The sequence below is a fragment of the Staphylococcus simulans genome, from assembly GCF_002902285.1.
Taxonomy (GTDB): Bacteria; Bacillota; Bacilli; order Staphylococcales; family Staphylococcaceae; genus Staphylococcus; species Staphylococcus simulans.
Map to the genome: position 1 here is coordinate 1 of NZ_PPRU01000047.1, position 11136 is coordinate 11136.

The 11136-nt window shown below is 34.7% G+C and carries 10 protein-coding genes and 1 pseudogene; 3 read left to right on the plus strand and 8 right to left on the minus strand.

Translation table 11 applies throughout. The features are described from left to right. Nucleotides 1-609 precede the first annotated feature (609 nt). From perR to bcp, 3 genes are all read right to left on the minus strand, one after another. A complete protein-coding gene (gene perR / locus CD112_RS11405) occupies nt 610-1062 on the minus strand; it encodes a peroxide-responsive transcriptional repressor PerR (RefSeq protein WP_002481638.1) in 453 nt (150 codons plus the stop codon). Nucleotides 1063-1155: 93 nt separating this feature from the next. Continuing rightward, nucleotides 1156-2106, minus strand: a complete 951-nt coding sequence (locus CD112_RS11410) for a phosphoglycerate dehydrogenase (RefSeq protein WP_070626242.1) — start codon at nt 2104-2106, stop codon at nt 1156-1158. A 5-nt stretch (nt 2107-2111) separates the two neighbouring features. Next, nucleotides 2112-2567, minus strand: coding sequence for a thioredoxin-dependent thiol peroxidase (gene bcp, locus CD112_RS11415; RefSeq protein WP_002481640.1), 456 nt, complete (start codon nt 2565-2567; stop codon nt 2112-2114). Nucleotides 2568-2648: 81 nt separating this feature from the next. Here bcp and CD112_RS11420 point away from each other — a divergent pair, with 81 nt between their 5' ends. Both CD112_RS11420 and CD112_RS11425 read left to right on the plus strand, forming a co-directional pair. After that, nucleotides 2649-3938 carry a glutamate-1-semialdehyde 2,1-aminomutase gene (locus tag CD112_RS11420; RefSeq protein WP_002481641.1) on the plus strand — a complete coding sequence of 430 codons (1290 nt, stop codon included), beginning with the start codon at nt 2649-2651 and terminating at the stop codon, nt 3936-3938. 107 nt (nt 3939-4045) lie between these two features. Continuing rightward, nucleotides 4046-5146, plus strand: a complete 1101-nt coding sequence (locus tag CD112_RS11425; protein ID WP_103364352.1) for an FUSC family protein — start codon at nt 4046-4048, stop codon at nt 5144-5146. A 51-nt stretch (nt 5147-5197) separates the two neighbouring features. On the opposite strand, the gene CD112_RS11430 is transcribed toward CD112_RS11425, so the two are convergent. The 3 genes from CD112_RS11430 to mutY all read right to left on the minus strand — a co-directional run bounded on the left by CD112_RS11430 (nt 5198) and on the right by mutY (nt 8754). Beyond that, the gene (locus tag CD112_RS11430) at nt 5198-6934 is read right to left on the minus strand and encodes an ABC transporter ATP-binding protein (RefSeq protein WP_103364353.1); all 1737 of its coding nucleotides are present in this window, start codon (nt 6932-6934) and stop codon (nt 5198-5200) included. 158 nt (nt 6935-7092) lie between these two features. Then, nucleotides 7093-7635 carry a nucleoside tri-diphosphate phosphatase gene (gene ntdP, locus CD112_RS11435; RefSeq protein ID WP_002481644.1) on the minus strand — a complete coding sequence of 181 codons (543 nt, stop codon included), beginning with the start codon at nt 7633-7635 and terminating at the stop codon, nt 7093-7095. Between the two features lie 72 nt (nt 7636-7707). Next, the gene (mutY, locus tag CD112_RS11440) at nt 7708-8754 is read right to left on the minus strand and encodes an A/G-specific adenine glycosylase (protein WP_070626240.1); all 1047 of its coding nucleotides are present in this window, start codon (nt 8752-8754) and stop codon (nt 7708-7710) included. Nucleotides 8755-8873: 119 nt separating this feature from the next. Between mutY and CD112_RS11445 the strand changes: the two genes are divergently transcribed. After that, on the plus strand, nt 8874-9857 hold the full coding sequence (locus CD112_RS11445) for a metal-dependent hydrolase (RefSeq protein ID WP_002481646.1): 984 nt from the start codon (nt 8874-8876) through the stop codon (nt 9855-9857). An 88-nt stretch (nt 9858-9945) separates the two neighbouring features. Here CD112_RS11445 and CD112_RS11450 read toward each other — a convergent pair whose 3' ends face one another. Together CD112_RS11450 and CD112_RS11455 are read right to left on the minus strand one after the other, a co-directional pair. Beyond that, a complete protein-coding gene (locus CD112_RS11450; protein ID WP_070626238.1) occupies nt 9946-10785 on the minus strand; it encodes a hypothetical protein in 840 nt (279 codons plus the stop codon). A gap of 10 nt (nt 10786-10795) precedes the next feature. Beyond that, nucleotides 10796-11136, minus strand: a pseudogene (locus CD112_RS11455) (ABC transporter ATP-binding protein); the annotation flags it as partial.

The window sequence follows — 11136 nt, forward strand, 5'->3', positions numbered from 1 at the left end:
ACTAATTGTTTTAAAACGTCCTTAGGACGTTTGTTAATTTGGAATTAACGTTGACATATTGTCATTCAGTTTTCAATGTTCATTTTTTTCGCGTTACAATAATCAATTATACCGCTTTTAAATTTTGAAGTCAAGCACTTTTTAAAATTTATTTTTTCGAAGTAACTTGTTTCGTTTTTTTCAACAATAACTATTCTATAATGTTTCTTGTTGATAATCAATAGTAAAATTTACACTTTGTTAAAGTTTTTAATTCAAACTTTTAATTCTCAATGTTTAATTTACTGCGCCGTTTCAACGACCTATTCATCATATCAAGCCTTTAGTTAAGAGTCAATAATTTTCTATAATAAAAAATGTATAAAATTACTAATAGTACGCACGATTTCATTCATATGAGATTTTTGATGTATATGGTGTAATTAAACGTCCAATCATCTTACTCTTTGAGTGTATTAATACTTTGTCCCCCACTTCAAATCAGCTTTCTTATTGTAAGGAACGTTGTTAAATACTTTACATAGGATTAAAACTCACATGATCCGAAACCAAATATAAAAAGCTGAATGCCATATGACATTCAGCTTTCCTATTAATGGTAATAATGTTTTATTGTTCTTTACTTTGGCATTCTGGACATAATCCATAAATTTCCATTCTGTGATGTGACACTTTAAAACCTGTCACATGTTGAGCTAATTGTTCAACTTCATGTAATTGCGGATAATGAAAATCTACTATCTTACCGCAATTCTCACAAATGACGTGATAGTGATTATGTGTATTAAAATCAAAGCGACTAGATGCATCTCCATAAGTCAATTCATTCACAATTCCTGTTTTCTTAAACACACGTAAGTTATTGTATATCGTCGCAACACTTATGTTTGGAAAATCTGGTGACAGTGCCTGATAAATTTCATCTGCTGTTGGATGAGTTTCACTTGAAATCAAAAATCTAAGAATGGCTTGTCTTTGCGGTGTAATTCTGATTCCGGCATTTCTTAAAGATGCAATAGAGTCCTCTAATTGATGCTCAATAGATTCCATTTCTGCACTCATCTAATCCACCGTCTTTCTACTTAATAATTATTATTACTTAATATTAATATAACGGTAGAACCATTGAAATGTCAATGTTGGCACATTATTTTATCAATAACCTTTTGATAAATCTACTTTTTTCTCAATGACATCTCCATTACTTAGAAAATGTTTGAAGTTTCTAATAAAAATTTGAGATGCCTCTTTAAAGTTTTCTTTACCATTTCCTGTGATATGCGCAGTAATACTTACATTATCTAATTGATATAACGGATTATCCTCTGATAAAGGTTCCTTTTCGAAAACATCTAAATAAGCATGACGAATTTTGCCCTCATTAAGCGCTTTAACAATTGTTTCTTCTGAAGCAATTGTACCTCTGCCGATATTAATAAATAATGCAGTCTCTTTCATTGCGTCAAATTGCTTATCTTCTAATAAATGGTACGTCTCTTCAGTTTCGGGCAGCACATTAACTACAACGTCTGCTTTAGGCAAAACTTGATCAAGTTCCTTTAAAGGATATGTTTCATCAAATCCATCAACTTCATGTCCAGTTGTATTAATACCAATAATTTTCATTTCAAATGCACGTGCAAGTTTGGAAATTTGTTTAGGAATATTACCTGTCCCCAAAATTAGTAACGTATCTCCATCTACACGTCTGCCTGTAATTGTAGAATCATAAACTTTATTATCTTGATTTTGTCTAGAAACTCTCATTTGTTTATAATCATCTAAAATATAGGCAAATACAAATTGACTCATTTGTTTTGCGTGAATACCTGATACATTCGTTAATACAATATTACGTTCAGCAAAATATTGTAATGGTAGTGAATTAACACCAGCCGCATACCAAGCTACAAACTTTAAATTAGGCATACTCTCAAAAAAAGCTTGATCAGCTTTGCCACTATAACCAATTACAACATCTGCATCTCGTTTATCTTGCTCATTTATTTCATCTACATTTTTTCGAAATACAAATTCTACTTCTGGAAAAGTTTCTTCCAATAACTGCTCTGAGTCTTTTAATCTATTTAATGAAAGAACCTTCACACACTTCACCCCAACATTTCTTTTAATTGATTCATTTGTTCTTTTACTTTAACTTTTTCGATTACATGTTCTACGACACCATTTTCATCTACAACGAAAGTAGTTCTGACAATTCCCATAGATTCTTTGCCAAAACTTTTCTTCAATTGATACACGCCAGTTGCTTCAGATAATTTATAATCCTCATCTACTAGCAAATCAAAATTCAAATCATGTTTAGCAATAAAGTTTTGATGTTTCTTTTTAGAATCTCCGCTGATTCCGTATACTGCAATATCTAAATCATTAAACATTGCCATGTTATCACGGAAATCGCAAGCCTCTGTTGTGCATCCAGGTGTATTATCTCTAGGATAGAAATAAAGAATTGCCTTTCTGCCTTTGATTGTGTCGTTAGTAATGACTTCTCCATCTTGATTTTCTAATGCAAATTCAGGGAATTTGTCTCCTTTTTTCAACATATGCTCACCTTTTTCTTCTTATAGTTAATTATATGATACGATAGTAAACGGAAATATTAAATTAAAAGAGGTTGATAAAAAATGAAATTCACTGAAAGCGAACGACTTCAAAGTTTGTCAGACGAATACATCCTTGGCGGTGTCAACTCCCCTTCTCGCTCATATAAAGCAGTTGGCGGCGGTGCACCGGTAGTAATGAAAGAAGGTAAAGGTCAATATTTATATGATGTAGACGGCAATCGTTATATTGATTATCTTCAAGCATATGGTCCAATTATTACTGGACATGCACATCCACATATTACTAAGGCTATTCAAGAACAAGCAGCTAAAGGTGTGCTTTATGGTACACCAACTGAGCTAGAAATCGAATTTGCTAAAAAATTGCGTGAAGCAATTCCATCTTTAGAAAAAATGCGTTTTGTCAACTCTGGTACTGAAGCTGTCATGACAACAATTCGTGTCGCACGTGCATATACAAATCGCGATAAAATTATTAAATTCGCTGGATCTTACCACGGACACTCAGATTTAGTACTTGTTGCTGCAGGTAGCGGCCCTTCTCAATTAGGTTCTCCTGATTCAGCCGGCGTACCTAAGAGCGTGGCTCAAGAAGTAATTACAGTACCTTTTAATGATATCGAGTCTTACAAAGAAGCAATGAAACATTGGGGCGATCAAATCGCAGCAGTATTAGTTGAACCTATTATCGGTAACTTCGGTATGGTTGAACCGCTTCCTGGCTTCCTTGAAGAAGTAAATGAAATCACCCATCAATATGGCGGTCTTGTAATTTATGATGAAGTTATCACAGCATTCCGCTTCCACTACGGTGCTGCTCAAGACTTGTTGAACGTATACCCTGACTTAACAGCATTCGGTAAAATCGTCGGTGGCGGTTTACCAATCGGCGGTTACGGTGGACGTCAAGACATTATGGAACAAGTTGCACCTTTAGGCCCTGCATATCAAGCAGGAACAATGGCTGGTAATCCACTTTCAATGAAAGCAGGCATCGCTTTATTAGAAGTTTTAGAACAAGAAGGTGTTTACGAAGAATTAGATCGTCTTGGTAAAAAATTAGAAGATGGTTTAAATGAATTAATTGAAAAACATGGTATTACAGCTACAGTAAACCGTGTTTATGGTTCATTAACACTTTACTTTACTGACGAAAAAGTAACACATTATGAGCAAGCAGAAAATTCTGATGGCGATGCATTTGCGAAATTCTTCAAATTAATGTTGCATCAAGGCATCAACTTAGCACCTTCTAAATTTGAAGCTTGGTTCTTAACAACAGAACACACAGATGAAGATATTGAAGAAACATTACGTGCTGCAGACTATGCATTCTCTCAAATGAAATAAACTTGAAAAACACATTGATTCAGTGTATAAACTTTAATATACGTTTTTGTTTTTGGAAACCACTTCCAAGCAAATGTGCATAAATAGGAATAAAGGAGCACACTCATTTGAAACTAGGTGCAAGAATATTTAAAACAGGTATTGCGATTGTCCTAGCGATGTTAATTGCATCACTGCTGCCAAAGAGTGCAGGCATTCCTACCGTAGCAGGTATCGGTGCAATTGTAGCAATGCAGCCAAGTGTATATCGTTCTTATAAAACTATAAAAGAACAGTTTCAAGGTAACTTAATCGGTGCAATTTTATCTGTATCGATGGTCAGTTTATTTGGCGATAGTATTATTATCATGGGCGCAACAGTTATAGTCTTAATTGCTTTATTATTCCAATTAAAACTTCAACATGTTGCAACCTTAGCCACAGTTACTGCCCTTATCATCATGGGTCAAGATGGAGAAACAGGTAACTTCTATGCATCAGCGTTTTATCGTTTCGTGTTAGTGATGATTGGTGTTTTCAGTGCTTTCACTGTCAATGTCGCCTTCTTTCCACCTAAATACGAAACAAAGCTTTATTATAATTCAATGAATATCGCTTCTGATATTTTCATTTGGATTAAATTGGTTATTAACGATACAACAGAGTTTTACCATGTTAAAGAAGATACAAAGAGTATTAAAGAACGTTTGAAAAATCTGGAACAATTATTCAATTATTATAAAGAAGAACGTCCTTTCTTTAGAAAAAATTGGCCAGAATTAAATCGTAAGAAGATAATTTTCAAACAAGTTGTGACAACTACAAAAAGTGCCTATGATGTTTTGAGACGTATGCATCGTTACCAACATGATTTGCATAATATGAGTACTGATCTTCGTTTGCAAATCAAATTTGAACTAGATGATTTAATGACTTCATATGACCAAATTATGTTAAGCATCGCTCAAAAAGCAAGACACGATTTCGAGAATTTCCAAGCTCCTGTGGACATTCCGCAAAAAATTGAGTTAATGGAAGCATTTAAAAATGAAATGGTCCTGAACACTGAAACCTCTGAGTATTCAATTTCTAATGTCATGCAGATTATCTCAGCAATCGAGGAATTCAGTTATGATTTAGCACACTTAGACCGTTTGGTCATGAGTTATTTCCAATTCCATACAGATGACTCTAACATTGAAATTGAAGAAGAAGACTTAGACTTATAAAAAGAGAGCAGAAACTGTCCTCCGCTGAGGGACGTTTCTGCTCTTTCTTTATTATAAGTCTTGAATTGTATAAAGATGATGGTATGCACCTTGTTTAGCTAATAACTCTTGATGCGTACCGACTTCAATAATTTGTCCGTTTTCAACTACTACAATTTTATCTGCATGAGTGATTGTAGATAAGCGATGGGCAACGATTAATGTTGTTCTATTTTCACTTAAATGTGCTAAAGCTTCTTGAATGATTGCTTCACTTTCTAGGTCTAACGCACTTGTTGCCTCGTCTAAAATAATAATCGGCGGATTATTTAAGAATATACGTGCAAGTGAAATACGTTGTTTTTGACCACCTGATAATTTCACACCACGTTCCCCTACTTCAGTTTCATAACCTTCAGGCAGACTCATAATGAAATCGTGTGCGTTTGCGAGTTTAGCCGCTTCTATCACATCTTCATCACTCGCACCTGGTTTACCTAGTAAGATATTTTCTCTGATTGTGTCTGAGAATAAGATATTATCTTGTTGAACTAAACCGATTTGTTCACGCAAGCTAGATAATAAGAAGTCTTTTACATTATAGCCATCTATAGTAATCGTTCCATCGGTAGAATCATAAAATCGAGGAATCAAGTTGATTAATGTCGATTTACCTCCACCAGACATTCCTACAAAGGCGACGGTTTTGCCATGATTCACATTTAACGAAATATCATCTAACACTTTAGGTGCATGTGGATTGTATCGGAAAGATACATGATCTAAAGAGATGTTACCTTCTGTGATTTTGAGCGGTTTCGCATAAGGTTCATCTTTTACATCATAGTCTTCATCTAATAAATGGAAAACACGATCCATAGAAGCAAAACTTTGTGTCAATGTTGTAAATGAAGAAACAAGACGACGTAGAGGTCCGAAAAGTTGTTCTAAATAGCTGACGAACGCAGCTAACGTACCAACTGTAATGGAACCTGTTACTGCTAAATAACCACCGACGCCAATTACAATAATCGGTCCGATATCAGTTACCGTATTGATTGCTGCGAAAGAATAAGCATTCCAACGTGTGTGTTTAAAAGCACGATGTAAGAATTTACTGTTTTTCTTATCAAAGTTTTGCGCTTCATTTTGTTCAATTGCGAAACTTTTAATCACCGAAATACCTTGTACACGTTCGTGTAAGAACCCTTGTACTTCTGCTAAAGCTTGAGATCTTTCACGTGTTAGACTACGTAATCTTCCGAAGAAGTAATAAACCGTTAAAATGTAGAACGGGAATATAATCATAGCGGCTAATGTCAATTTAACATCAAGTACAAACATGATTGATAATGCGATAATAATTGTCACACAGTCTAACCAGATGTTCATTAGTCCTGTTAAAATAAAGTCTTTAGTCTGCTCAACGTCATTGATAACACGTGAAATCACTTCACCTGCTTTGTTGTTGGCATAGAAGCGTGCACTTAGTGCTTGCAAGTGATCATATAAACGTCTACGAATATCATAAAGTATTTTGTTGCTAGTCCACTGCGCTAAATACTGACGCATATATTCTATCGGTGGACGTACGACTGCAAATATAAAAAAGGCAATCCCGATTGCGATACCCAAGTGGCTTAATTTGTCTTGCGTGCCCATGCTCGGATTGTTGATGACATCATCAATTACATATTTGATTAATAATGGAATCAACATCGGAATGCCGAATTTAATGATACCGATAATAATGGTAGCTGCTATCCGCCATTTATACGGCTTAACAAACTTTAAATACCTGCGTATCATTGAGGCAATCCTCCCTTTCTATCCTTTTCTAATGCGAAATAAATCAACGAGGCGAGACATTTTATTGCGATGTCCCAACCTCGTATTACGATTATTATTCATACCAAAGTTATTATAATTAAAAACACAAGACGTAATAAAGCAATCTGCTTGATATGCTAACCTTGTCTCAGCTTTTTAAAGCGTTCTCTCCAAACTTTAATAAAGTCTGGCGCAAACGGACCTTTCTTTTGTTCAATCCATTGTTGTAAGATATCAACATTCCTGCGTAAAATCGCATCTATATCTTTAGGGTAATTCATTTGCTGCATATGTTGTTGGTACTCGTCTTCATCCAACAAATGATATTTACCATTCGGATAAACTTTGATATCTAAATCATAATCAATATATTTCAATGCTTCTTCATCACACACAAATGGTGACGATAAGTTGCAATAATAATATACACCGTCTTCTCTGAACATACAGATGACATTAAACCAATATTCCGAGTGGAAATAGACGATTGCTGGTTCTCTGGTAATCCATGTACGTCCATCGCTTTCGGTTACAAGCGTGTGGTCATTGCCCCCAATCACAACATGGTCTGTCCCTTTTAAAATCGTAGTTTCTGACCAAACTCTATGAATGTTGCCATCGTGCTTGTAACTTTGTATTTTAATACGTTCTCCTTCTTTCGGTATGGACTCTTTTACCATGTTCCACACCTCCTCCTGGCTATTTTTCACAATCACAATTATAACATAATGCTTTTTTAAACTCAGACTTAACTACTTCGTTGTTAAATAGTTTAATACTTTATGCATCGATGCTGGAAAGTTGTATTGATCTCTATCCTCTAAACGCATCCATACAAAGCAATCACTTAATTGTGTTTGTGACTCATCTATAACATCGTCAACTTGATAGACTTGAATGTCCCAAGTTAAATGTGTGAATTGATGTTTTAACTTAAATATCGGTGTCTCACTAATAGATATATCTTGTTGTAATAAATCATGAAGCTGTTCTTCACTATAAGTTGCTTCATACATCGGGAACTCCCACATTCCATGTAATAGCTTTTCTGTACGTTGTTCAATTAACACTTCATCATTTTGATTATAAATGACATAACAATTTTGTTTAATTGTCTTCTTTTTAATCTTTTTAGGTTTGACGGGTAGTTGATCAACCGTCCCCTCTTCTAATGCTTCGCAGTGTGATTGAACCGGACATAATAAACAAAGCGGTGATTTCGGTGTACAAATTAATGCGCCAAGCTCCATCATAGCTTGGTTAAATTGGCCTGCATGTGTTGTGACATAAGGACGCAATTCACTTTCGAATTTTTTGCGGACAGATTGTTTTGTAGTATCACTGAAATCATTATTTAAGCGAGACCACACACGAAAGACATTACCATCAACGGTTGGCAATGGTAAATCAAACGCAATACTCATCACCGCTGCTTGCGTATAAGGTCCCACACCTTTTAATCGTCCGAACAAATCCGGATTGCTTGGGACATTACCGTTATATTGCGTCGCAACTTCTTGCACTGCATGGTGAAAATTGCGCGCACGACTATAATAGCCTAATCCTTCCCAATATTTTAAAACTTCATCTTGTGATGCTTGACTTAAATCTTCAACTGTCGGAAAACGTTCTGTGAAACGATGATAATAATCTATCACTGTTTTAACTTGTGTCTGTTGAAGCATAACTTCACTAATCCAGATATAATAAGGATTAGTCGTTTCTCGCCAAGGCATTTCACGTTGATTGGTTTCAAACCAATCTAATAAATCTCTTTTGAAACTATTTTGCTGTTTCATTCTTCAATAGTTCTCCTTCTCTCTTGTCAACACACCCTTTAATTAAGGGTGAATTGATTTAGTTATTTGTCATTATGTTTTATACTATATGTAAGATTAATTGAAATGAGTGAACAATTATGGATACAGGCACACATATCGTCATGGGCATTGGGCTTACTGCGCTAGCCATGCATGACCCGACCCTGTCAGATCATTTTGGTGCTGCGGCTACAACTTTAATCGCAGGTTCTTTAATTCCTGACAGCGACACTGTATTAAAACTAAAAAATAATGCTGTTTATATATCTAATCATAGAGGTATCACACATTCAATACCTTTCACTATATTATGGCCGATACTTATAACCTTACTCGTTTTTACCTTTTTCAGCCATATTAATCCATTGCATATTTGGTTATGGGCACAACTTGCAGTCTTTTTACACGTCTTTGTAGATATATTCAATTCCTACGGTACGCAAGCGTTGCGGCCTTTCTCAAATAAATGGATACAATTGAGTGTCATTAATACCTTTGATCCTTACATCTTTATTTTATGGTGTTTAGGCATTGTGCTATGGGCTTTTGGCTTAAATGCTTTTGCGGTGTATATTCCAATTTTCATCGTATTAGTAATTTATTATATTGTACGTTTTATCTTCCAAGCCACGATTCGAAAACGTGTTTTACGTATGGTCAGCAGTCAAGATAATGCACACTTAGTTAAAGTATTTGTGGCACCTACTATGAAATTTATGGAATGGCGTGTCGCAGTTCAAACACAAACTCACGACTATGTCGGACGCAGTTATGGGACAAACGTCGTTTTCGCTGATAAAGTGAAACGTCAACCATTCCCTGATGAAGAATTAATGCAGGTATTACGTAACGACCCTAATATCAAAGCGTTTTTAAACTTCTCTTCTATATACAGATGGGATACTCGTCGTTTAAGCGATAATATTCTTGAAGTCCGCTTCATCGACTTACGTTATTTAAACAAAGATCACTATTCTTTCGTAGCGATTGTACATTTGGACCAAGACTTAAATATCACCCATTCATACACAGGTTGGGTCTTTAGTGAACAGAAATTGATGAAAAAACTTTATACACATTAATAAAAGAACGAGAACAAAATGTATCAACTACACTTTGTTCTCGTTTTATTTTTTCTATGATTATTTTAATATACCTAAACTCATTTGATTAATGATCAAAATTGGAGTTTTTCACCTTTTCAGGTTCAGCCGTATTTTTTAAATGAATAGAACGATTAGTTGTCATTCTAAACTTCTCATATGCGATATGTGGTCTTAGAATATATAATAATAGACTTGCGATCCCTAACCATACAATAAAGAAGAAATGATAAGGTATATTGCCCAAACTATTAACACCGATAATCACAGCTTCTTCAATACCAGAAACTAAATAAAATAATGGATTCAACATTAAAATATGCATCCAAATTGATTTATGTGGACCTGGAATGAAAAAGATCGGTACGATAATAAACATAACCGCAAATACGATATAGAGTGTCATATCAAAAATATTGTAACGGCTGATCATTCTTACTAAACCTAATACTTGCGAAACAATCATCACAAATAAATTCCACATGACCCAGTAAAAGCCAATAGCCCAAAATGAACTATCTAAGTTGACGGGTTTGACCAGGACAACTAATGCGATAGAAAGTAATAATCCTACTGAAAAAATCAGTGTATAGATAATACTTTTAAAAGCGGTTGGATAGTCATAGTTCTTATATTCATAATAATCTCTGCGATAACGCATTGTGTTGAAATATAAAGTAACAAGTGTCCAAGATAATGTGATGAAACCGATGAAGCGGTAATACCACACAGCTTGTGTTTCTTCTGTCGCGTTAATAATTTTTAAAAACAGCAACATTACGAGTAATAACAACACTGAAGCTACAAGCGGAATCGCGAACCATCTCCAATTCCGCTTCAAACTCCCCATTAAATGTTTCATCATTTGCGGCAAGCTATAATAAAAATTTATCAATTTATCTATCAAACGGTCTCACCTACAATTCTATATAAATCCATTTATTATCTTTCAAATCAGCAATAAAGTAACCATTGCCTGATTTTGTGACCCAGTAATCCCCTTGAATATCAAACTTATCTTTTAATTTGTCTTTATCAACAATCGGGAATACAAATCCTGTTAAATGATCATTATCATTGAACAATAAATCTACAGGCTGTTGTGTGACTGGCGCAACAAAACGTTGATCTTTCTCAGGAACTAAACTTTTAACTGCTTTCTTATGAGATTGACCTAAGTGACTATTATAGAAATCTATATAATTAATATAATTAGACTTCATGTAATCTTCGAGTGTATCTTTACTATGTCTTTCAT

Excerpts from the sequence above, each read along its gene's own strand:
- perR (WP_002481638.1), bottom strand. The coding sequence starts at position 1,062 with ATGAGTGCAGAAATGGAATCTATTGAGCATCAATTAGAGGACTCTATT.
- bcp (WP_002481640.1), bottom strand. The coding sequence starts at position 2,567 with ATGTTGAAAAAAGGAGACAAATTCCCTGAATTTGCATTAGAAAATCAA.
- CD112_RS11420 (WP_002481641.1), top strand. The coding sequence starts at position 2,649 with ATGAAATTCACTGAAAGCGAACGACTTCAAAGTTTGTCAGACGAATAC.
- CD112_RS11430 (WP_103364353.1), bottom strand. The coding sequence starts at position 6,934 with ATGATACGCAGGTATTTAAAGTTTGTTAAGCCGTATAAATGGCGGATA.
- ntdP (WP_002481644.1), bottom strand. The coding sequence starts at position 7,635 with ATGGTAAAAGAGTCCATACCGAAAGAAGGAGAACGTATTAAAATACAA.
- mutY (WP_070626240.1), bottom strand. The coding sequence starts at position 8,754 with ATGAAACAGCAAAATAGTTTCAAAAGAGATTTATTAGATTGGTTTGAA.
- CD112_RS11445 (WP_002481646.1), top strand. The coding sequence starts at position 8,874 with ATGGATACAGGCACACATATCGTCATGGGCATTGGGCTTACTGCGCTA.